This is a genomic window from Oceanispirochaeta sp. M1, from assembly GCF_003346715.1.
GTDB lineage: Bacteria > Spirochaetota > Spirochaetia > DSM-2461 > DSM-2461 > Oceanispirochaeta.
This window is the reverse complement of sequence record NZ_QQPQ01000018.1, coordinates 79697-102388: the sequence shown is the minus strand read 5'-3', so window position 1 is coordinate 102388 and position 22692 is coordinate 79697. Positions and strand designations below refer to the sequence as shown.

Genomic DNA, 22692 nt, shown 5'->3' with positions numbered 1-22692 from the left:
CTCTTATCCTTTGACCGCACCAGCGGTCATTCCTTCAATAACCTGCTTCTGCAGTATCACATATGCAACCATCAGAGGAACTATGGCTAAAGCCAGTCCGGCGGTCAGCATTCCATAATCAGTCGTGTAGGGGCCGCGGAGAGCCATGATTCCCTGTGTCAGGGTCTTATATTCAGCCTTAGCGATCAAAACCGAGGCGAAGAGGTACTCGTTCCAGTATTGGAGGAACGACAGTATTCCCACGGTGGCAAGTGCCGGTTTAGCCATAGGCAGTATGATTCTGAAAAAGGTAGTTCCCGATCCGCAGCCGTCAATAACAGCCGCCTCCTCCATCTCCACCGGAATAGTCTTAAAGAACCCGGTCAGGACAAAGATTCCAAAGGAGATCCCGCTAACAGCATAGATCAGTATCAGTCCTGCCCGCGTGTTGATCAGTCCCAGATTACGGATAATGATGAAAGAGGGAATAACAATGGCCTGGAGGGGGACCATTATTCCCAGAGTGAAATATGTAAACAGTAGCCTGTTTTTCCATTTTCGAGCCAAAACATAGGCGGCCATAGAAGCAAACAGCAGAGTCAGCGCCAGAGCAATAACTGAGACAATAACACTATTCCTGAAGCAGGTTCCGATAGAGGCCTTTATCCAGGCATTATAATAGTTATTAAAACGAAGACTCGTCGGTAAGGAGAAGGCGGAGGTAAATATTTCATCCGTCGTTTTCAGAGAACTTATAATCACCCAGAAAAAGGGATAGATCATTGTGATGGCCAGCAGGGTGAGAAAGACATGAGTCAGCCGTGTTTTTCCATTGATTTGCATTACAGAATCCTCAATATTCGGCGGTTTCCCGGGGAAACGCCCTTTTTAAAATCGCCGTCAAACCGAGGGCGTAAATCAAAATTGTCATGGTAACAGCACTCCCGTAACCAAAGCGGTGATGGGAGAATGCGGTTTTAAACATATACAGAGACAGATAACTGGACCGCACACCGGGGCCGCCGTCTGTTAATGCCAGAGGCAAGGCAAATGACTTCAGACATCCGGTCACACTGAGGATGAAGCAGATCTGTATTACATGTGTCAGAAGAGGAATGATGATCCGGAAGAAAACTGTTTTCTTCGACGCACCGTCAATAAGAGCACTCTCGTATAAGGAAGAAGGTATTCCCTGTAGGCCGGCATAGAAAATAACGATATAGTAGCCGATATACCTCCATACATCCGGAGCAATCACCGATCCCAGAACCAGATCAGAATCAGAAAGCCAGTTCCTTCGTCCCTCCGGTCCCATCAGTAATTCCAAAAGAGAATTCAAAGGTCCAAGCTCACCGTTATACAGCAGAGCGAATAGAGTTCCGATGGCAATCGGACTGATAACCACTGGAAAGAAATATATTGTCCGGTAAATTTCTGATTTTTTGCCCATACCATGCAGAATGAAACTGACAAGAAAAGCAATGGGCAGCTGAAAAATTAAAGAAGCGGCGATCAGAACAGCCGTATTTTTGAAGGTAATCCAGTAATCGGGATCACTTAACAGTTCCCTGTAATTCTGAAGTCCCACAAAAGTTTTAGCGCCAATGGCATTCCAGGAAAAGAATCCGTATCCTGCGGAAAGAAAAATAGGTAGGATCATCAAAACCGAATACAGAAGGAATGCCGGAGCCAGAAATGCCAGGCAGAAGGGTGTGTCATGGTGTTTCAAGAGAATTGCTCCTTAACTATTCCCAGAGAGGAATGCCGCTCCGGGAATAAATAATTATATTAAAATCCCTACTGCAGTCGATTCAGACCTTTCTGAATTTTTTCTACAAACTCATCAGGAGTAACAGCACCTGCATATAGTTCATCACAAGCACTCTTATATCCATCGAAGGTTACCAGAGTAGGAAAAAAGAATTCGTGAATGCCATAGATATCCTGTTCGGAAGTAAAGTTCTGCACCATGTCAAAAAGAGTATCCTGCCCTTCAGGGAGTTCCAGTATCTTTGCGGGGAATCCTTTTCCGTTGAGAGCCACATCGGTATAGACCTTATCTGAGAGAAGGTAATCTGTCAGAGTGACAACTGCTGCCTGTTTTGCAGGATCATTGAAGGATTTCTTATTGATCAGATTGCTGATTGAGATCCCTCCTACAGTGAATCCGGCAGAGGAATTCTCGGCACCGGGGATGGACGGTACGGGAATCAGAACGGATTCCTCAACAATCTCTGTATTGAAATCACTGATTTTCCAGGGGAAAGAAAAAATCATGGCCGCTTTCCGGCTGTTGTACAAGGCAGTCTGAGGTCCCCATCCGCCGTTTGTTATGGTATCAGAGGGCATAATCTTCCACTCAATCAGGTCAGCGATCGCATCCGCCGCCCTGTGATTGGCATTGGTATCGAAATTAAGAGTACCGGCAAGAGCCTGTGCATCTGCATAACCATCTGCAGCCTGAAAGGCCAGTGAGCTGAAGAACAGGTGACCCGGATCTCCTTTGATACTGCCCATACTTAAAGGAATTATACCGTTTTCTCTAAAAACACCTGCAATCTGCTCCAGATCAGACCATGTTTCAGGTAGATCCAGGCCATAGCTGTCAAAGAGTGCCTTATTCGCCAGAAAGAATCCTTTGAAACTGGAAACAGGAAATCCATAGTTCTGTCCATCCACTTCAGTGGCCGACCAGGCACCGGCGCTAAAACTATCACGGGAAACCTTGTTGGTAACGGCCAGGTAGTCATTTACATTGAGGATGATGTCATTTTCCGCCATATCTCTCAGATTTGTCTCATAGCTCCAGTACTGATAGATATCAGGAGTTTCTCCGGCTGCTATTTCTACCTGGATTTTCTGTTTGTGGTCGAGTCCGGGGGTACATTCTAATTCGAGAATAAATTCATCCTCTACCGCGTCGGCATAGATTTTCATCTGCTCATCAAAATCACCTGTCCATTGATAGGCGTAGCGAATGACGGGTTTTACGGCTCCTGATGAATCTTTCTGACCACTGCAGTACACCGATAGAGTAACAGCCAGGATCAATACTGTAATGAAAAAATTTCGTTTCATAGTTCCTTCCTTTGTTTGATAACGATTTGTTATTCAGGCCAATATATCCTTGCCCAGATGAGCTGTAAAGAAGAGTATATTCAGATTTACTGGAGGATATTCAGTACAGGACTGAAAAAGATTCTTTTCATGTTTTTCTTACGAAGTAAGATCATTACAATCAGGGAGAAACGTCAAGAGTGAAGTTAATTCTCTTCCCTAATATACGACTTCACTTGCCTTTGTTCGATCCGAATAATTACCATTTTTGCTACTGCGGCTAATGTTTATTTCCACCCTTTTGAGTGATTCCTATATACTTCTGAAGTAGTATCTATACTGATAAATCATCTCGGAGGAATAAGATCATATGAAAGAGTTTTACACGGTCGGAGAGGTTTCCAAGCTTTTTAATGTTTCGACGGAGACCCTGCGGTACTACGATAGAATCCAATTGATCAAACCCTGGAAAAAAGGGGGGAACGGCTATCGCTACTATTCCAAAGCCCAGTTTGAAATGATCTCTACAATAATATTTCTACGTACGGCAGGCACATCCATCGAAAAGCTCCAGAGTATTCTGAACCAGGATAGTCCCCATATGATTCAGATGGAGCTTGAGCATCACCGAATAGAGATTCGTCAAAAGATAGAGCATCTGAAATCTCTTGAAACAAGAGTGGATTCTCTTTTTGAGAATATCAGGGATGTCAGTACGGACGGTCTTATGGAAATAAAGAAAATGCCTACGTTCTGGATTATTTCCAAGGAATTTGAAAAAGACCGAGATGAGCTTGAGATCAATGAGATTGTCAGAATCAATAAGGCAACCAGCGATGAGTGGATCTCTTTTGCAAATATTTTTTCAACAATAGAAATGAATGATCTTCTGACCCGCAACTATCACAGATATAAGAGCTACGGCTTCATCTCAGAATATCCCTGTGAGACAAAATCAGCAGATCTTTCCATCGTGGAAAGCCGGCTCTACGCCTGTGCCAATGCCAGGATTCTTCGTATCGATCTGGAAGATATCGATAGGGTTTATGACAATTTGATTAAGTTTATAGACCAGGAGGGTTTTACCATAGACGGAGAGGCCATCGAGAGGAATGTTCTCGATCTGTTTCATGGCAATAACAGAGAGTTTATTCATTATTTTAAAATTTACATACCAGTAAAGAGAGTTTAATCACGATACATGGCAAGGAATACCGCAGTAGACCAGAGATCTGTACTCTAAACTATTGCTAATGATCTCCAAGAGGCATCTAAAGTTATTGTCAGCCCCTGAACCGAGGGGAATTATGCATTTCATTTGAGAAATAAAACCACAAAAAAAAATAGAACCTGGGATTTTTCTTGACCTTTGTGTAACACAAAGGTTCATAATCATCTCAGGGTCGAAAAATCTCAGAAGGAAAACCGCATGATAAACCAAGTTAATCCCCATAAAGAACATATCACGTTGAGAAAGAAAATCATGATCTGTCTCGCTGCTGGAGCCGATGCCATACTCGGCACCGTCGTACACGCCGCCTACATGAAGTACTATACAGACTTTATCGGCCTCGATGCCAAGTTATACGGTCTGATGTATCTTATTTTTGGTATCTGGAACGCTGTGAACGATCCGCTTCTCGGTATTTATTCAGACAAAAAAAAGTATATAGAAGGTAAGGGTAAAGCCGTTTACCTTATGAAAAGAACGGCGCCGCTCATGGTTTTCAGTATGATAGCCATGCTGTATGCCAGTCCATCATGGAATCAGTGGGTTATATTCGGATATCTCCTGGTTGTCATGTTTCTCTACGATACAGCGAGCACCCTCTTCGGAATAAATTATAAAATTTATCTCCTCTATATCGCCACGTCTCCTGAAGAGAGAACCCAGTTCAGTATTATTCAGAAATACGTCAATATGCTGCCTGCCTTTGTGGCCGGACTGATTCCCGTTTGGTTTCTGACGGGAGATTACTCCATGGCTGTCATTAAGATGGTCTTTATCATTTCAGGATTGATCGGTGCGGCACTTTTCAGTTTCACACTCATCTATTTGAAAGATTATCCCGAATTCTACAAGCACCAGGAATTCGCCGATGACTTTGATTTCAAAAAGAATATGAAATTGATCTTCACTTCCAGAAGCTTTCTCACATTTGTCATGTTCGCTTTTCTTATAACAGGTGTGCAGCGATCTTATTACACCCTCTATATCTATTACATGGACAATGTTATGAACGTTTCCGAAACGCTGGCTCTCCTGCCTGATGTTTTTGGAGCAGTTGTTCAACTAGCCATTTATCCCCTTGTCGCCAGGATTGTGAGGAAAGTGGGTTGTCGCGATACGATCAAGCATTTTACCTGGTTCTCCCTTCTGGGATTTGCAGGACTGGTCTTCGTTCCTTCATACTGGATGGTGGTCCTCTGTTACGGTTTTATCATGATTGGATTTGCCGCTTACTGGGCGGTCCTGGATCCTATGTTCGGAACCTTAATCGATGAAAATGAGATTCAGTCGGGCGAGCGGAAAGCGGGATTCTTCATGGGGCTTATGGCCGTCGTGACCATTCCGGCTCAATCATTTATTGTCTTTCTCTTCACAATGTTAATCTCCTACTTCAATTACGACGGCTCTACGAAAATCCAGAGTGCCGAGTCAATGATGGGTATTCGCCTCGGTGTGGGAATGCTGCCGGTTATATTTCTGGCCCTCAGCCTGATACCAATTTATCTCTATCCCATAACCAGGAAGAGAGAATTGGAAATCAAAGAACAAATTGAACAGATACACAGATAGATACAGGACTGAAAATAAAGATGAAGAACATAAGAATCAAAAACAGAAAATTCACAGATAGTTCGGGGAATGAGATTATTCTCCACGGAATCAATCTGGCCCATAAAAACTCGGAAGAACCTCTTCCATGGACCGAAGAAGATTTTGATAATATCCGGAATATGGGACACAACTGCATTCGCTTTGTCATCCTCTGGGAGAATGTGGCACCGGCTCCGGAACTCTATTCTGATGAGTATCTGGATAAGGTGGAAGAGTATGTCCGGATGGCCCAATCCAGAGGAATACAGATCATTCTGGATATGCATCAGGATCTCTATAGTTATAAAGTGACAAACCAGTTTGTTCAGGGGGCCGATCCCGAATGGTTTGCCCTGACAGATGGAATAAAATTTGAAACTGAGGGAGAGGTCTGGTCTGATGCCTATTTAACAAGCGATGTGGTGAAGCGGATGAACGATAACTTCTGGAACAATAAGCCCGTTGCCGGCATGGGACTTCAGGACCACTACGCCCAATGCTGGAAAAAAATTGCAGAGAGATTTTCCGACCATCCCAATGTTATCGGCTATAACATCATGAATGAACCCAATTCCGGTTCTCTGGGTGAAAAGATGATGCTCCCGGTTCTGATAAGAGCGGGTGTTGCCCTCTTCCTGTTTACAGGTAAATTGACAGGTTCAGCCGATGAGATCATAGCTCTCTGGCTCAATAAGAAAAGCCGGATAAAAATTATGAAACTATTCGATCGAGTTCCCATTTTTAAATGGGTTATCGCTGGTGCAGGGAGACAACTTTTTAAGGCTGAAAAAAAATACCTTCAGCCATTCTACCGGGTTGTAAGCGAAGCCATCAGGGTCGTAGACAGTGAAACAATGATTATGACAGAACCTTTCAGCAGTGAGTTTATGGGTAACAGAACTTCTCTGAAGCGAACAGATCCCAATGAAGCCTATGTTCCCCATATCTATGATATTACTGTCGATACGGGGCCGGGGTATTCGACGAGTAATGGCCGGGTCGCCTCAATATTTAAGGTTCATAACAAGGATGCTGTGAAAAATAATATGCCCATAATCATTGGAGAATGGGGTGCCTATACAGAAGAAGGTATTCCGGGAACCGAAGCAGGGATGGTGGATCTTTTTGAAAAATATCTGATGAGCGATACATACTGGGACTACTCTGCCGAAAGAGCCGCAGGCCATTTATGGTTTTTTCCGGCAATATGCCGCCCCATCGTATTAAAAGCGGCCGGGACTCTACTGTTTATGAAGACTGATGAAAAGAGTGGTTTATTCCGCTGCTCCTGGATTGAAAATTCAGATGTGAATCCTGATGATTATTCTCTTCTTTTCATCCCCGGTGAAGTTGATGCAGAGAGCATAGACGGAGAATGGACCATTGAGGCAGTAAAACACGGATACTATTTAAAAGTGCCCTCTATGGGGACAAATGAGACAAGATCCCTTGAGATCCAATTCAAAAGATAGGTAATAAATAATATGTATTTTGAAGTTGAAAGGGTTGAGCGTCAACTCAAAGAGCTTTCGGGGCTTATCTATAGAGAGCCGGTAAAAATTAAATCCTGTTCGATGAAAAAAGGTGATTTCCAATCCTTTGAAGAAGCCCATGGGGACGATGAACTCTGGACTGATTTTATCTGCGGCGAGAGTCATTGGGGAGACCCCGACAGCCGCTACTGGTTTCGGATTGAAATTGCTATCCCCGAGAACTTTCATGAGGAGGAAGTGGTTTTTCATCTCAATACGGGAGTGGAGGAGACCCTTGAATGGGACTTGAGCAGGAATCCCCAATGCCTTATCCGCATAAATGGAGACATTGCTCAGGGATTTGATATCAACCACTACAGAACCGTGTTGACTGATAAAGCCGCTGGGGGAGAAGTCTACTCTGTTGATGTTCAGGCCTATAGCGGATTTGGGAAACATCATGTTGAATTCATCCCCTCCATTTCTCTTTTCGAAAGAAAGACTGAACAGCTCTACTTCGATATTCAGGTCCCTCTGGAAGTGGCGAAACGACTCGATGAGAATGACAAGAGAAGGATAGATCTGCTTCGTGATCTGAACGATGCAGTCAGCCTGATCGATTTCCGAAAAGCTTATTCCCACGATTACTACAGCTCAGTTGATGAGTCAATTGAGTTTCTCGAGGATATTCTCTACGGTGACGAGGGGCGGAAGGAGGCTTATACCGCTACCTGCGTGGGTCATACACATATCGATGTGGCCTGGCTCTGGGATTTGAAGCAGACCAGGGAAAAAGTATGCAGGAGTTTTTCCACGGTTTTCAATCTGATGGAGGAGTACCCCGAATATATCTTTATGTCCAGTCAGCCTCAGCTCTATAAGTTTATGAAAGAGTCTCAGCCCCTGTTGTATGAAAAGATTAAAAAAAAGGTCAAAGAGGGGAAGTTCGAAGCGGAAGGAGCCATGTGGGTTGAAGCCGACTGCAATCTATCTTCGGGAGAATCCCTGATCCGTCAAATCCTGTCGGGGACAAGATTTTTCAGAGATGAATTCGGAGTGGAAAATAAGATTCTCTGGCTCCCCGATGTTTTCGGCTATAGCGCCGCTTTGCCACAAATACTGTGTCAATTCAATATTGAATATTTCATGACAACGAAGATCAGCTGGAATGAATACAATAAAATGCCCTACGATACCTTCAAATGGGAGGGCATCGATGGTTCGGAGGTTCTGACTCATTTTGTCACGGCAACGGATTACGAGAAAGAGAATAAGATCAATACTTTTACGACCTATAACGGCATGATTGATGCCAACCATATTATGGGCGCCTGGCAGAGATATCAGCAGAAAGATATTAATGACGATATCCTCATCTGCTACGGATATGGAGACGGCGGAGGTGGGGCCACCAGAGATATGCTGGAAACGGCAAAAAGGATGGGCCGCGGCATTCCCGGATGTCCCACTGTAAAACTGGATAGCGCGGGAAACTATTTCAGGAAACTTAAAAACACAGTAGAACAAAAAAAACGGCTTCCACGCTGGGTGGGGAACTCTATCTCGAGTACCATCGGGGAACTTATACGTCCATGGCAAAAAACAAGAAGTACAACCGCCAGTCTGAATTCCTCTTTCAGGATGCCGAGTTTCTGTCTGTTTTTGCAAAAGAGGCCGGGGCATTGCAGGATTACCCGGAGGAGAAACTCCACATTGGATGGGAGCTGATCCTCTTGAATCAATTCCACGATATTCTGCCGGGGACATCGATTAAAAAAGTATACGAAGATTCTCACCGACAGTACGAAGAGGTTCTCCGCAGCGGTTATGAAATGGTATCAGCAGCTGCATCAGGAATAGCTTCTATGATCACAAGCGATTGTAATTCTCTGGTTGTCTTCAATCAGCTCAGCTTTACCCGCAGTGATATGCTTGTCTTCGAATCGGAGAAAAATATTTCCGCCCTGGACGCCGGGGATGGGGAACTTACTCCGGTCCAGAAGACAGGCGATAATTCTTATACCGCCTTCGTCGGCGGTATTCCGTCAAAAGGATATAAGACCTTCTCCTTTGTCGAATCCGGGTCTCCAGCAGATAAAAGGGTATTTACCTACAGTAATGGAAAACTGGAGACACCTTTTTATTCTGTTCTCTTTGATGATCAGGGCCATATAACATCACTATTTGATAAAGAGGAGGAGCGTGAACTGACCCGTAAAGGATGTCGGTTGAATCAACTCCAGGCCTTTGAAGATAAACCGCATAACTACGACGCCTGGGATATCAATATTTATTATCAGGACAAAATGTGGACAGTCAATGATCTGATAAGCAGGGAAGTAATCGAGAACGGTCCTCTGAGATTCTGTCTTAAAATCACGCGTGAGTTTATGGATTCATCTATCGAACAGAAAATTGTGTTTTATAAAGAGAAGCGGCGGATAGATTTTGACAATAAAATTGACTGGAAAGAGAATCACATTCTGCTTAAGGCTGCCTTTCCCCTGGATATACACGCTTCCAAAGCTACTTATGAGATTCAGTACGGCAACGTGGAGAGGTCGACTCACTCCAACACCAGTTGGGATGTTGCCCAGTTTGAGGTCTGCAGTCATAAATGGGCCGATTTGTCCGAAGGGAACTACGGTGTCAGTCTGCTCAATGACTGTAAGTACGGATATGATATCAAAGATGGCACCATGCGTCTCAGCCTGATAAAATCGGCCATTGAACCCAACCCGGATGCGGATAAGGAAATTCATGAATTTACCTATTCCCTCTATCCCCACAGGGGGCAATGGCAGGACGCCCGGACTGTACAGGAAGCCTACTCTCTCAACTGTCCGCTTTATTCTGAAGAGATAGCAGTACAGAGAGGAACTCTTGGACGGGAGGAGTGCTTTGCTTCTGTGGACAGGGACAATATCCTTATTGAAGTGATCAAAAAGGCGGAAGACCGGGATGAGATCATAATACGGCTATACGAATGTTATAACCGGAGAACGAACACAGATATAACATTCGCTCAATCTATTGAGTCTCTATGCGAATGCGATCTCCATGAGAATAAAGGGGAAGAACTGTGGTTCGACGGAAAAATTGCCCGTTTATCATTTAAGCCCTATGAAATAAAGACTCTGAACCTCAAACTTTCAGGAGGGGTATAATTGGATGATTTTCTATTTCATGACAAGACTCTGAGCCTTAAGGAACGGATAGATAATCTGGTTTCCCTCCTCACTGTGGAAGAGAAGATCTCCCAGCTGCTTCACCGGTCTCCCGCCATCGAGGGCCTTGGGATTGAGGAGTATAACTGGTGGAATGAAGCACTTCACGGTGTGGCCCGGGCGGGGACTGCAACAGTCTTCCCCCAATCCATCGGGCTGGCAGCTACTTTTAATGAAAGCCTCGTGCATAGGATTGCCTCAGTCATTTCAGATGAAGGGCGCGCGAAATATCACGAATCACAGAAACAGGGCGACCGAAAAATATACAAGGGACTTACTTTCTGGGCACCTAATGTCAATATTTTTCGCGACCCGCGCTGGGGGAGGGGCCATGAGACCTACGGTGAAGATCCCTATTTGTCATCTCGAATGGCTGTGGCTTATGTCAAAGGAATTCAGGGCAATGATAATAACATGCTCAAAGCCGTGGCAACAGCTAAACATTTTGCCGTACACAGCGGCCCGGAAGCAAAACGCCACAAATTCAATGCCCGGGTATCCCGGAAAGACCTCTATGAAACCTATCTTCCCGCCTTCAAAGCCTCCCTTGTCGAGGCAAAAGCCGAAGGGATTATGGCCGCCTATAATGCGGTAAATGGAGAGCCTGCCTGTGCGAGTCACACACTGTTACAGAAAATCCTCCGGGATGAATGGCATTTTGATGGCCATGTGGTATCCGACTGCTGTGCTCTGGGGGATCTCCATGAACATTATGGGATTACTGAGGGTCCTACCGAATCGGCAGCTGAGGCTCTGAACAAAGGCTGCGAGCTTAATTGCGGGAATACTTTTGATTCTCTATGCTCTGCATATGAACAGAAGCTGATCTCTGAAGAAACGATAGACCGTGCTCTGCGCCATGTACTGAAAGCACGGTTTAAATTAGGTATGTTCGATGGTGAGCAGAATCATCCCTACAGCCGGATACCATTCGAAAGAGTGGCCTGTATCGAACACAGAGACCTGGCTGTCAATGCTGCAGAAGAGTCCATCGTCCTATTGAAAAACAGAGCGAACACTCTTCCTCTCTATAGAGAGAAAATACAGAGCATAGCAGTCATCGGTCCCAACGCAGCTGACGCGAAAGTGCTTCTGGGAAATTACAGCGGAACACCGGCCCGAACTGTCACGGTTCTCCAGGGTATCGAAGAGGCCGTTGATCCCGGCACCAGGATCTATTATTCCGAAGGCTGCCCTATGATCGGCCCGGAGGAAGACTGTCTCTATGCCGATGCTTACGGGTGTTTTTCCGAAGCTAAAGGCATGGCAGAAAGAGCCGATGTGGTTGTTCTGGCTCTGGGACTCTCGCCTCTTATCGAAGGAGAGCAGGGAGATGCCTCCAATTCCGATGCGTCGGGGGACCGGCTTCATCTGGATCTACCGGGAAAGCAGCAGGAACTACTGGAATTGATCTGTTCCCTGGGCAAACCGGTGGTTCTCGTTCTGGTCAATGGAGGCTCTCTGGCACTCCATTGGGCACAGGACCATGTCGACGCCATTGTGGAGGCCTGGTATCCCGGTGCTGAGGGGGGAAGGGCAGTGGCCAATATTCTTTTTGGCAGGACAAGTCCCTCGGGTCGTCTCCCCGTCAGTTTTGTGAGGTCTATAGATGATCTACCTCCTTTTGAAGACTATTCTATGAAAAACAGAACATATCGTTACATGGAAAAGGAAGGGCTGTACCCCTTCGGATATGGTTTGAGCTACAGTACTTTCACTTACGACAATCTGATTTTCTCCCACGATGAGATTCTCTGTGACGAAACAATGGATGTAATGGTTGAAGTAAGGGTTGATGTAAAAAATACAGGACTTGTAACTGCTAAAGAGGTTGTTCAGTTATATGTGAAAAGAGAAGGGGAATCGGGAATCATTCCTCACCATTCTCTTAGAAAAATTAAAAAACTTAAACTGGAGCCGAAAGAGAAAAAGACTGTTTCTTTTACTCTTAATTCAGATGACTTTGCCTCTTTTGATGAACAGGGACGGGAATCAGTCCTTTTAGGTCTATATGTGATTTCTACCGGTGGCTCTCAACCTGACAGACGAAGTCTGGAATTAACAGGGCAGGATGTTCTCTCTCGATCTCTCTTAATCTATTGAAATTAGCGGAAATAATTACAGCAAATAAGAAAGGAAAAAAATTATGACTAAAAAGAAATTGATACTGATTATTGCAGTAACAGTCCTGACTCTTGTCGGATTGCTTTTTGCATTAATGCAATGGGCGACCATCAATAATCTTAATGTGATACAGGGAATACAATCGAGTGAAATCTGGTTTGAAGGCGATTCTTATGACAGAGAGTCAATTTCCTCTCTGGTAAAAGCGGATGATGAGGATTTTACAATTTTATTATTATCAGACATTCAGCTCGAATCGCATCCCATCAAGGATAAGAAGTCTTTGAAGCTCATTGATGAACTTGTCGGGGAGATTAAACCCGACTTTATCATGACAGCAGGGGATAATACATCGTGGATCTTTTCAGTTGGAATGACAAAAAAACTGATAAAACAGTTGGAGAGTTATGATATTCCCTGGGGAGTCACCCTGGGAAATCATGATTCGGAAGGTCTAGCCGACCGGAGCTGGCATGGGAATCAGTATGAGAATGGGGAAAACTCATTCTTTAAATCAGGGCCATCCAATATTCATGGGATTGGAAATTACTCCGTTAATATTGAAAATGAAAAAGGTGAAATCATCTATACACTTGTCATGATGGATTCCAATATAAGACGGAATTATGAAAAATCGGAAGATTATGATTTTATCTATTACGATCAGATTAAATGGTATGAATGGCTGATAGAGGGAGTCCAATCCGAAATCGGCAGTACAGTACCTTCCCTGTTATTTTTTCATATTCCACTTCCTGAATTTGAAAATGTTTTTAATGCGGTGAAAGATGATACCATTGATACAGGAACAATTTTCGGGGAAAACAGAGAGCGGATCTTTTCTCCCCCTGTTAATACAGGTCTTTTTGAACGGGCTCTTGCTCTGAAGAGTACGACTCATATATTCTGTGGTCATGATCATGTTAACAGTCTCTCAGCAGTCTGGAGGGGCATACGTTTGACTTACGGATTGAAAAGCGGTCCCAACAGTTATTCTGATGATGATATGCGCGGTGCGACGTTGATCACAATTGAAGATGATACAAACAAAGTTGTGGTTCAGCACATCTATAAATAATGAAGAACGCAGGATAGGATAAATTTATGAAAGAGAAAAGAGAGTTGGGAATCATTCCAATGGTATCGGAAATTATTCAGAATGAAAATATTTTTAAATTAACGGAGAATAGCAGTATTGCTGTTTCATGTGAACAAATAGGGGAGAAGGGAGAACTTCTCAGATCTTATCTCAGACCTGCTACAGGTTTTGATCTGCCCTTGTCAGTTGATGGTGAGGGAGATATTGTACTTCTTCTTCAGGGAGAAGCTGTTAAAAATGAAAATGGTTTTGCCGATGAATCCTATTCTATTGAGATAACAAGTCAGAAATGCATCCTTATTTCGGCAACAGAAGAGGGATTGGTCAGGGCCATTATGACATTTCGGCAGCTTCTACCGAAAGAGATCTTTTCTGATGTGACTGTTGAGTCATTTGAATGGGAAATAAGAGGATGTTCCATCAGCGATTCTCCCCGTTTTGGATGGAGAGGAATGCACCTTGATGTAGCCAGGCATTTTATGACGAAAGAGGAAGTATGCAGTTTCATCGATAAAATTGCCCTGTATAAATTCAACCGCTTTCATTTTCATCTTACAGAAGACCAGGGATGGAGAATAGAGATAAAGAAATATCCCCTGTTGACAGAGATAGGTTCAGAGAGAGAATCAACGCTGATTGGACATTTAGAAGATAAACCTAAACAATATGATGAAAAACCTCATAGCGGGGTCTACAGTCAGGAAGATATAAGGGAAATTGTCGCGTTTGCCTCTGTCAGAGAGATCATAATCGTTCCCGAAATTGATATGCCCGGACATATGCAGGCTGCCATATCGGCTTATCCCCAACTCGGCTGTACCGATATGACTCTCAAACCCCTATGTCATTGGGGGGTCAGCCAGCACATTCTCAATGTAGAAGAATCTACCATCACTTTTATGACCGATGTTTTAGATGAAGTCATGGAACTTTTTCCGGGAGATTACATACATATCGGTGGTGATGAAGCCCCTAAATATGAGTGGGAGGAGCAGCGTAGAATCCAGGATCGAATGATTGAGCTGGGGATAAACAGTGAAGACGAACTGCAGAGCTGGTTCATATCCAGAATGGCTGCCCATATTCAGGGAAAAGGGAGAAAAGTAATCGGTTGGGATGAAATCCTTGAGGGTGGACTCGCCGAAGGTGCCGCTGTCATGAGCTGGCGGGGAGAAGAGGGGGGACTGGAAGCCGCAGCCTTGGACCATCCTGTCGTTATGGCGCCCCAAAGTCATGTGTATTTTGACCATTATCAGGGGGAAAAGGAAAAAGAACCTCTGGCAATCGGAGGATTTCTTCCTCTGGATAAGGTCTATTCTTATGAGCCGATTCCACAGCAGATGCCCGAAGACCAGCATCACCTGGTACTGGGTTCTCAGGGGCAGCTCTGGACTGAATACATGAAAGACTATGCTCATGTCGAATATATGGCATTTCCCAGGGCCTGTGCTCTTGCAGAGATTCTATGGATAGACTCTGACGCTAGAGATTTCCAGTCCTTTGAAAGAAGAATTGAGACACATCAGGAGATCATGAGATATAAACATAGGAGATGATATGATACTCAAAGAGATCGAAGAGAGACGGGCCTTAAGGGCTCTTTCAGAAAAAAAAATACCCGAAGAACTTTTGTTAAGAGTCCTGGAAGCAGCCACACTCGCTCCAAGCTGTGCTAACAGTCAGCCCTGGCGCTTTCTGGTCCTGAATAATCCGGAAACTCTTAAAATAGTAAAAGAACATCTGGCCGGAGGTAATTACTGGGGAAAGAAGAGCCCCGCAGTCATTGCCGTCATCACCCGGGAGGATCTGGATGCCCAGCTGCCCGGAAATAGAAACTATGCATTTTTTGACACTGGTATGGCCTGTATGAATCTGCAGCTTCAGGCTCATAAGGAGGGTTTGATCTCCCATCCCATTGCCGGTTTCAGAGCGATAGAACTGCGGGAAGCTCTGGCAATCTCCGATGATTATACCCTTTTGACCCTTATTATTCTTGCCTATCCCGGTGGAGAGGAAGAGCTGAGTGAAAAACACCTTATACAGGAAAAGTCTCCCCGTTTGAGGAAGCCCTTCTCCGAAGTCGTATTCTTCAACAACTGGGAAAATTGATAGGGCTTTCATTATTTCGAGGCCTTCTTTTTAGAGTTTATTAGGAAGTTGACTGTTTACTTATCCGACGGGATAAAATGCTGATAATGAAATTCCATGCTATTATTGAAAAAAGATAATTAACAGCATGGAGTTCATTATGACTGCTCAGTATGATTCTATCATAATCGGTTCCGGAGTCGGTGGGCTCTCCTGTGGGGCTGCCCTGTCAAAAGCAGGCCAGAGAGTCCTTGTACTGGAGAAAAATAAGAGTCCCGGCGGTGGCATGCGCAGCTTTTCAGATCCCGAGGCAGGTCCCTGGACCTGGACACCCGGAGTTCAGTGGGTGTGCGGCTATTCAAAACAGACCAGTGATTATATCCTGCTCCATGAACTGACAGAGGGCTCCGTCACTTTTTCTGCTTTTGATCCGGAGTGTCAGTTAAAAACATTTTCCGATCTGGATTATCAGTTCATGTTTGTGAATGATCGAAACATCCTTCTGGATAAGCTGAAGAGGGAGTTCCCTGAAGAAGAACAGCAGATTGTAAAATACTTCAAATTATTGACTGCCATAGACCGGAAGTCCGATCTATTTTCAATGCCCAAGCTTTTCGGCCCCTCTATTGCAAAAATAATGCTCTGGTCTTCAAAGACTTTCAAAATACTTCCTCATATGGATAAATCTTTTACTGAAGTGCTTGAGAATGTATTACAGATTAAAGATCCCCGATTGAAGGCCGTTCTTTCCTCTTTTTCCCATTATTTTGGAGTTCCCCTCGATGCAGTTCCCTTCCCATTCTATGCCTACGGGCAGAATATTCAGTTTAACGGAATGTTCTATCCTGATGGCGGCAGCCAGAAGATAGTAGAGGCTCTTATTCATACAATTGAAAAACATGGTGGAGAAGTGAAATGCGATCAGGAAGTCGGGAACATCCTTTTTGAACAGAACAGGGCCATGGGCGTGGAAATTGAAAAGGGAGATCCCCTTTATGCTGATAACATTATCAGTGCTATAGGTATTTCAGAAACAATGAGCCGGTTGATGACCGGGGAAGTCAGGCCGCCGAAGATCGAAAAAAGTCTGAAACACCATGAATCTGTTCCCTCATTTCTGCAGTTGCTTATAGGCTTCAAAGGAGATCTTTCAGCCTTCGGAATTAAAAAAAGGGCGTATAAAACACTTTTTGGAGATCCTTCCGTGATGGCTCATGATCCGACGGAGAAAGGGTGGGAATGTGATGACATCACTCTTTCCTTTCCCTCTGTGCTGAACAGCAGACACTCCGATGCATACCATCACACCGCCGAGATCCATCATGAAACCCGCTATGAGTATTTCGAAAAATATATTGGAAAAACCGATGGCGAAGAGTATAAGAAATTAAAGAAACAGATCACTTTTAAATATCTGGAATATTTAAGGACTCAATTTCCAGGATTGGATCAGTTTGTTGTCTATACAAAGCTGATGACTCCTCTTGATGTTGAGAACTTCACTCACCACGAAAAGGGATCAATATTCGGCCTTGATATCGACAAGGCCGCCGATCCTGAACTGCTACCCCGGTCGGGAATAAAAAATCTGTACTTCACCGGGCAGGATCTCTTTGCTCAGGGTATTACTCCCATAAATGGTGTGCTTACTGCCAGCGTCATTACTCACCAAAATCTCATTAAGAAAATGAAGAGGGATTATTTATCAGGATAATCCCTCCACTAAGGATCAACCTATTTCTTATTGATTGTTATGTCTCCTGAGCTTGTATCAATGCTTACGCGTCCCCTGCCGTCGGCCACGCTGCCCTGAACATTATCTTTGTCAAAATTTCCTTCCATGGTGACGGGAAAGTCAATCTCCATATCTCCGGATGAAGTTTCCGCATCAAGTATGAATCCGGCATCCGAATCAAAAAACAGTGTGATATCTCCGGATGTACTATTGGCCCTTACTTCATTATCTACACTCTCAAAGGAGGCGGTGAGACTCCCTGATGAACTGGAGAAATTGAGGTTTCCTGAGTACTTTTCAAGCTTTGCCCTGCCGCTTGTCAGGTCAATTTTCAGGTCGGCCGATGATATTTTCTCCAGAGAGATATCTCCTGAGGATGCCTTGATTCTTGATTGAACCAAGGTCCCTGAATGGACTGTGACATCTCCCGAAGTACTGGACATATCAAGAGTATCGACCTCAATATTGAATATTTCGTGATCTCCGGAACTGCTGTCTGTGCTCAATTGCATCCCTCTGAAACCATCCAGAGATATTTTTCCTGACGAAGCATCAAGGAAAAGATTCTCTGAGGGGCTGCCCGAAACTGTAATATTACCTGAACTGGTCCCCAGTTTAAGATCCTTCAACTTATTTTCGGGAATGGACAGCTTCAATATGAGAGTAGAATTCCCTGTGTTTAATCCACTCCGGAAGGCAGATTTAATTTGAAGTTCGTCTCTGCTCTCACTGATCAGCAGATAGGGTTCATCAATCATTTCTCCACCCACAAAAGAGCCGGTATAGGATAGGGAGATTTTATCATTTTTATTGGTTTCAACCAAAATATCGGAAAAATACATATCTGCCTCAACAGTACTCAGGCCATCGATGGCAAAGGTCTTACTCATATTCACATCAAAGGTCTTGCCGCTTATCACCCCAAAGGCAAGCTGCTCTCCACGGAAATAACCCGGTATATTAAACACCGGGACGACTATACCCAACAGCCCTAACGAGACAGCTGCCGTAATTAATAAAATCTTTACCAGTTTTTTAAGTTTTATATCTTTAGCATTCATCTAACGACTCCTCTTGATAATTTTCAGATTGGATTGCAGGTATTTTACAGTGCCTCTATAGAACAGCTTTGAAATTTTAGTCATGCCGATCACAGCGAGTGAACCCAGTGAAAATAGTGCAATTCCCGCCAGGAATAAAGCCAGATTGATCCCGAATCCGACGGGATAGGTCATAAAGGGGATAAATATTAATATGAGGGGTCTGAAAATGACAGCCAATGAGCATATCAGGCCTGATAACATGAGAGAGACTGATGTGCCCCACAGACCGATCATGACACCCGCCAATCCCAGATAGGGTCCCAGAACAAAAACTATATTGAAAAATCCCAGGCTGAATGAAGCCACAACGGCCTTGAACACATTCCCCGCAGCACTTTCCTGCTCAGCCTTATCCATAAGGAGTTCAACACGGCTGTTTTTTCCAATCTGTGCAGGATCTCCCAAAGATATACAAATCTCCTCTTCATCTTTGCCCGATTCTTTTCCCAGTAGGAAATGTTCATTGTAATCGGACAGAATCTCAATCTGATCCTCTTCACTCAAACCCTTCAGATTCTGCTTTAATATTTTAATAAATTGTTTTTCAGTCATTTTGAGTCTCCTTATCAAGTATGATTTGCACCTGTCGGGTGAATTCACTCCATTCTTCAATCACGGTCTCTGTTCTGCTCCGGCCTTCTTCGGTGATTCTGTAGTATTTTCGGGGGGGGCCGCCGGCTGACTCCTTCAGATATGTTTCAAAGAGTCCTTCTTTAGAGAGTCGTCTTAACAATGGATAGATTGATCCTTCGGAAATACTGATATTTTCTGTTATGCTCTGTACGAGTTCATATCCGTAATAATCTCTTGATTTGATGAGAGACAGCACACATATTTCCAGAACGCCCTTCTTAAACTGTATATTCATAGGTCCTCCGTCTACTTAATGAACAGTAGCACTTAATGGACACTACTGTTTAATGAATAGTACTAGTTCAAGTATAATACTGTTTAAAGAATAGTCAAGGACAGTTATCTCTCAAATTCAGGGATTCATCAAGTTTTTTCTTTTCAGCAGGGAGTAATCTGTTTATCATCAGTAAATAGTGAATCCATAATCCGAGGTGACAGCATGCAGAAACGACTTGAAGAACTGAAACAGGAATTGAGAGCCGCATCAGGAAATGAACCCGCCGATCTTTATATCGATAATATTAAAATACTGAATGTCTATACCGAAGAGATTACTGAAGGGTCTCTGGTCATCAAGAATGGCAGAGTTGTGGCTGTTTCTCCCGGCTGGGATGTTGAGGCAAAAATCAGGTATGACGGCCGGGGAATGACAGCTGTTCCCGGATTTATGGACAGTCATATCCATATTGAAACCACATTGCTGACCCCTGAGGCACTTGCCTCGGTTATCGTCCCCTGGGGAACAACCTCTCTCTTTGTGGATGCCATGGAAATTGCCAATGTGGCGGGAATCGATGGTCTTAACGATCTTTTGAAGGGGAGCGCGAATCTTCCCTTTCGCCTCTTTATGGAAGTTCCCTCCCGGGTACCCACGGCACCCGGACTGGAAACAACCGGAGGCATCCTCGGAGTAGAGGAAGTCTCACAGCTCTTAAAAGAATCAAATGCCGTCAGCCTGGGAGAGCTTGACCCTCCCAAGGTTCTGAATCTGATGGATGATTATCTGAATAAAATCCTGAGTGCCAGGGAAGAGGGGAGGATCTGTAACGGCCATGCCATCGGTCTTGATTGGGACAGTCTGAATGTCTATGCCGCTGCGGGACTCTCGGATGATCACGAATCTGTAGAATTTCAGGAATTAAAGGACCGTCTTTCTCTCGGAATAAGAGCTCTTATCAGAGAAGGGAGTAGTGAAAGGAATCTTGATACTCTGATTGCAGGGGTTCTGAAGCACAATTTACCCACAGAGGATCTCCTCTTCTGTACTGATGATAAACATGTAAATGATATTGTCCGTGAAGGGCATATCAGCTATAACGTACAGCGCTCAATTGAACTTGGGATGGACCCGGTAAAGGCAATAAAAATTGCTACAATAAATACGGCAAGGCATTTTCGTCTAGATCATGAACTTGGTTCTCTTGCTCCCGGCCGCTTTGCAGATATTCTTCTTTTGAAAGATCTGAATAACATGAAGCCCGAGGCAGTATTTAAGGGCGGAGTTCTTGTCGCAGAAAAGGGCAGGATTCTAAAAGAGTACAAAAAGGAATATCCCGACTATCTGAATCATACAGTCAAACTGAAGAAAGAGCTGAGAAGTGATGATTTTAAAATTAAGGCAGAGGGAAGCAAGGCTCTTGTGCGTGTTATTTGTATGATAGAAAACCAGATTATCAATACTGAGAGCAGTGAATGGCTTACAGTTGATGATAATTCAGTAGAGGCTGATGTCTCAAAGGATATATTAAGGCTCTCTGTGGTAGAGCGTTATGGAAAAAACGGACAGCTGGGAAATGGCTTCGTTAGAGGATTTCAACTGAAGGAGGGAGCCATGGCTTCTTCTGTTTCTCATGATCACCATAATATAGTAGTTGTCGGCAGCAACACTGAGGATATGATGATTGCTGTGAAGGAAGTTGTCAGAACTCAGGGGGGCTTTGCCCTGGCAAATAAGGGGCAGGTTATTGATTCAATTGCTCTTCCTCTTGGAGGATTGATGAGCCCGGATTCAGCAGAGCAGGTAATGGTTGAAATGAACCGTCTTAATCAGGCGGTCAGAGATATGGGCTGTCCCATGTCGGCACCCTTTATGTCATTGTCATTTATATCTCTTCCAACTGTTCCCGCATTGGGCTTAACCGATATGGGGTTGATTGATGTGCTGAAACACAAAATTGTCCCTGTGGTTCTGGAAGAAAAATAAAATATGGGCAAAGATCAATTATCGCAGAATTATTTCATCTTCAAGCCATTCTGAGAACTGATCACTCAGTGTCAGACCAAGTCCAGGGCCTTCGGGAACATACATCCTTCCATCCCTGATCTTCAGTCTTTCATTGAAAAGAGGTTCCAGCCATTCAAAATGTTCAACCCAGGACTCTCTGGGATAGCAGGCAGACAGATGTATATGAATTTCCATTATAAAATGGGGGGCTACCCGCATTCCTGCTGTATCTGCCATATCGGCTACTTTCAGATAAGGAGTTATTCCTCCAATTCTGGCTGCATCAGGCTGGAGGACATCAACTGCATTTTTATCTATATACTGCTTTAGAAGAGCAGAACTGGTAAGCATTTCTCCCGATGCGATAGGACTGTCTATGGCAGCAGCTAAGGCCGCATGCCCATCTATATCATAGGCATCAAGAGGTTCCTCTATCCATTCAGGGTTCAGTTCATCAACCTGTCTGCAGAAATTAAGTGCATCTATCCTGTCCCATTGCTGGTTAGCGTCTACCATAATGGAAACATCTTCTCCCAGGCGTTCCCGGAGAGTCTTAAGGCGCATAATATCTTTTTTCATATCAGGCTGACCCACTTTCATCTTTACACCACCGAGACCACAGGATAAGGAATGCTGTGATTTTTCTACAATTTCTTCAATTGAGGCCTGAAGGTATCCTCCAGAAGTATTATAACAGCTCACTGAATCGAAATGGGACCCAATCAATTTTGAAAGAGGAAGATTGGCCCTTTTGGCCTTCAAGTCCCAAAGTGCGGTATCTATAGCAGATATTGCCTGAACAGCAATCCCGCTGTTACCGACAGATGCACCGAGCCATATGAGAGACTTCCAAATTTTGCTGATGTCGCTGGGATCTTTACCTATAAGGGTTGCCGCAATTTCACTGGCATGTACATATTGTGCTCTTCCTCCCACTCTCAGAGCATAGGAGAATCCGATCCCCTCTAAACCTTGTTCTGTCATAATATGAGTGAAAAGGATATCTACTTTTTCGAGGGGGAGTTGAAGTCCTGTCAGTACTTTTGCATCACTTACTGCTATTTTTAAAGGCAGCAAAAGGCGTGAGAATCTTATAGAGCGAATTTTATCATTTACATTTGTCATAATTA

At 44.1% G+C, this 22692-nt stretch carries 17 protein-coding genes and 1 pseudogene; 11 read left to right on the top strand and 7 right to left on the bottom strand.

All coding sequences use genetic code 11. The annotated features are described in order from the left end of the window. Positions 1-3: 3 nt before the first annotated feature. The 3 genes from DV872_RS14290 to DV872_RS14280 all read right to left on the bottom strand — a co-directional run bounded on the left by DV872_RS14290 (position 4) and on the right by DV872_RS14280 (position 3057). Positions 4-822 (bottom strand): carbohydrate ABC transporter permease, encoded by an 819-nt coding sequence (locus DV872_RS14290; RefSeq protein WP_114630628.1) that lies wholly within the window; start codon positions 820-822, stop codon positions 4-6. 10 nt (positions 823-832) lie between these two features. Continuing rightward, complete coding sequence (locus tag DV872_RS14285) at positions 833-1708, bottom strand: carbohydrate ABC transporter permease (protein ID WP_114630627.1); 876 nt, start codon at positions 1706-1708, stop codon at positions 833-835. Between the two features lie 68 nt (positions 1709-1776). Further along, on the bottom strand, positions 1777-3057 hold the full coding sequence (locus tag DV872_RS14280) for an ABC transporter substrate-binding protein (RefSeq protein ID WP_114630626.1): 1281 nt from the start codon (positions 3055-3057) through the stop codon (positions 1777-1779). Between the two features lie 349 nt (positions 3058-3406). Here DV872_RS14280 and DV872_RS14275 point away from each other — a divergent pair, with 349 nt between their 5' ends. The 10 genes and pseudogenes from DV872_RS14275 to DV872_RS14235 all read left to right on the top strand — a co-directional run bounded on the left by DV872_RS14275 (position 3407) and on the right by DV872_RS14235 (position 17581). After that, a complete protein-coding gene (locus tag DV872_RS14275; protein WP_114630625.1) occupies positions 3407-4228 on the top strand; it encodes a MerR family transcriptional regulator in 822 nt (273 codons plus the stop codon). A gap of 237 nt (positions 4229-4465) precedes the next feature. After that, positions 4466-5836: an MFS transporter gene (locus DV872_RS14270; RefSeq protein ID WP_114630624.1), complete on the top strand. Its 1371-nt coding sequence runs from the start codon at positions 4466-4468 to the stop codon at positions 5834-5836. A gap of 20 nt (positions 5837-5856) precedes the next feature. Then, a complete protein-coding gene (locus tag DV872_RS14265; RefSeq protein WP_114630623.1) occupies positions 5857-7329 on the top strand; it encodes a glycoside hydrolase family 5 protein in 1473 nt (490 codons plus the stop codon). A gap of 12 nt (positions 7330-7341) precedes the next feature. Next, a pseudogene (locus tag DV872_RS26990) lies at positions 7342-8865 on the top strand (hypothetical protein); the annotation flags it as partial. 56 nt (positions 8866-8921) lie between these two features. After that, on the top strand, positions 8922-10496 hold the full coding sequence (locus DV872_RS26845) for a glycoside hydrolase family 38 C-terminal domain-containing protein (protein WP_199563480.1): 1575 nt from the start codon (positions 8922-8924) through the stop codon (positions 10494-10496). Then, complete coding sequence (locus DV872_RS14255) at positions 10497-12659, top strand: glycoside hydrolase family 3 C-terminal domain-containing protein (protein ID WP_114630622.1); 2163 nt, start codon at positions 10497-10499, stop codon at positions 12657-12659. A 43-nt stretch (positions 12660-12702) separates the two neighbouring features. Next, positions 12703-13758 (top strand): metallophosphoesterase, encoded by a 1056-nt coding sequence (locus tag DV872_RS14250; RefSeq protein WP_114630621.1) that lies wholly within the window; start codon positions 12703-12705, stop codon positions 13756-13758. A gap of 26 nt (positions 13759-13784) precedes the next feature. Beyond that, positions 13785-15335 (top strand): beta-N-acetylhexosaminidase, encoded by a 1551-nt coding sequence (locus DV872_RS14245; RefSeq protein WP_114630620.1) that lies wholly within the window; start codon positions 13785-13787, stop codon positions 15333-15335. A 1-nt stretch (position 15336) separates the two neighbouring features. Beyond that, positions 15337-15888: a nitroreductase family protein gene (locus tag DV872_RS14240; RefSeq protein ID WP_216664393.1), complete on the top strand. Its 552-nt coding sequence runs from the start codon at positions 15337-15339 to the stop codon at positions 15886-15888. 139 nt (positions 15889-16027) lie between these two features. Next, positions 16028-17581, top strand: coding sequence for an NAD(P)/FAD-dependent oxidoreductase (locus DV872_RS14235; RefSeq protein ID WP_158546980.1), 1554 nt, complete (start codon positions 16028-16030; stop codon positions 17579-17581). A 20-nt stretch (positions 17582-17601) separates the two neighbouring features. On the opposite strand, the gene DV872_RS14230 is transcribed toward DV872_RS14235, so the two are convergent. The 3 genes from DV872_RS14230 to DV872_RS14220 are packed head-to-tail and all read right to left on the bottom strand — an operon-like array spanning position 17602 to position 19573. Continuing rightward, positions 17602-18663 carry a DUF4097 family beta strand repeat-containing protein gene (locus DV872_RS14230; RefSeq protein WP_114630617.1) on the bottom strand — a complete coding sequence of 354 codons (1062 nt, stop codon included), beginning with the start codon at positions 18661-18663 and terminating at the stop codon, positions 17602-17604. Further along, on the bottom strand, positions 18664-19257 hold the full coding sequence (locus tag DV872_RS14225; RefSeq protein ID WP_114630616.1) for an HAAS domain-containing protein: 594 nt from the start codon (positions 19255-19257) through the stop codon (positions 18664-18666). Next, a complete protein-coding gene (locus tag DV872_RS14220; RefSeq protein ID WP_114630615.1) occupies positions 19250-19573 on the bottom strand; it encodes a PadR family transcriptional regulator in 324 nt (107 codons plus the stop codon). The genes DV872_RS14225 and DV872_RS14220 overlap by 8 nt, the downstream gene beginning before the upstream one ends. A gap of 204 nt (positions 19574-19777) precedes the next feature. On the opposite strand from DV872_RS14220, the gene ade reads away from it, so the two are divergent. After that, positions 19778-21541: an adenine deaminase gene (gene ade / locus DV872_RS14215; protein ID WP_114630614.1), complete on the top strand. Its 1764-nt coding sequence runs from the start codon at positions 19778-19780 to the stop codon at positions 21539-21541. An 18-nt stretch (positions 21542-21559) separates the two neighbouring features. Here the strand turns inward: ade and DV872_RS14210 are convergent, their stop codons facing one another. Then, entirely contained in the window at positions 21560-22687 is a 1128-nt protein-coding gene (locus tag DV872_RS14210; protein WP_114630613.1) for a mandelate racemase/muconate lactonizing enzyme family protein, read from the bottom strand. Between the last annotated feature and the right edge of the window lie 5 nt (positions 22688-22692).

Excerpts from the sequence above, each read along its gene's own strand:
- DV872_RS14220 (WP_114630615.1), bottom strand. The coding sequence starts at position 19,573 with ATGAATATACAGTTTAAGAAGGGCGTTCTGGAAATATGTGTGCTGTCT.
- DV872_RS14290 (WP_114630628.1), bottom strand. The coding sequence starts at position 822 with ATGCAAATCAATGGAAAAACACGGCTGACTCATGTCTTTCTCACCCTG.
- DV872_RS14225 (WP_114630616.1), bottom strand. The coding sequence starts at position 19,257 with ATGACTGAAAAACAATTTATTAAAATATTAAAGCAGAATCTGAAGGGT.
- DV872_RS14245 (WP_114630620.1), top strand. The coding sequence starts at position 13,785 with ATGAAAGAGAAAAGAGAGTTGGGAATCATTCCAATGGTATCGGAAATT.
- DV872_RS14280 (WP_114630626.1), bottom strand. The coding sequence starts at position 3,057 with ATGAAACGAAATTTTTTCATTACAGTATTGATCCTGGCTGTTACTCTA.
- DV872_RS14250 (WP_114630621.1), top strand. The coding sequence starts at position 12,703 with ATGACTAAAAAGAAATTGATACTGATTATTGCAGTAACAGTCCTGACT.
- DV872_RS14210 (WP_114630613.1), bottom strand. The coding sequence starts at position 22,687 with ATGACAAATGTAAATGATAAAATTCGCTCTATAAGATTCTCACGCCTT.
- ade (WP_114630614.1), top strand. The coding sequence starts at position 19,778 with ATGCAGAAACGACTTGAAGAACTGAAACAGGAATTGAGAGCCGCATCA.
- DV872_RS14235 (WP_158546980.1), top strand. The coding sequence starts at position 16,028 with ATGACTGCTCAGTATGATTCTATCATAATCGGTTCCGGAGTCGGTGGG.
- DV872_RS14275 (WP_114630625.1), top strand. The coding sequence starts at position 3,407 with ATGAAAGAGTTTTACACGGTCGGAGAGGTTTCCAAGCTTTTTAATGTT.
- DV872_RS26845 (WP_199563480.1), top strand. The coding sequence starts at position 8,922 with ATGGCAAAAAACAAGAAGTACAACCGCCAGTCTGAATTCCTCTTTCAG.
- DV872_RS14270 (WP_114630624.1), top strand. The coding sequence starts at position 4,466 with ATGATAAACCAAGTTAATCCCCATAAAGAACATATCACGTTGAGAAAG.
- DV872_RS14265 (WP_114630623.1), top strand. The coding sequence starts at position 5,857 with ATGAAGAACATAAGAATCAAAAACAGAAAATTCACAGATAGTTCGGGG.
- DV872_RS14240 (WP_216664393.1), top strand. The coding sequence starts at position 15,337 with ATGATACTCAAAGAGATCGAAGAGAGACGGGCCTTAAGGGCTCTTTCA.
- DV872_RS14230 (WP_114630617.1), bottom strand. The coding sequence starts at position 18,663 with ATGAATGCTAAAGATATAAAACTTAAAAAACTGGTAAAGATTTTATTA.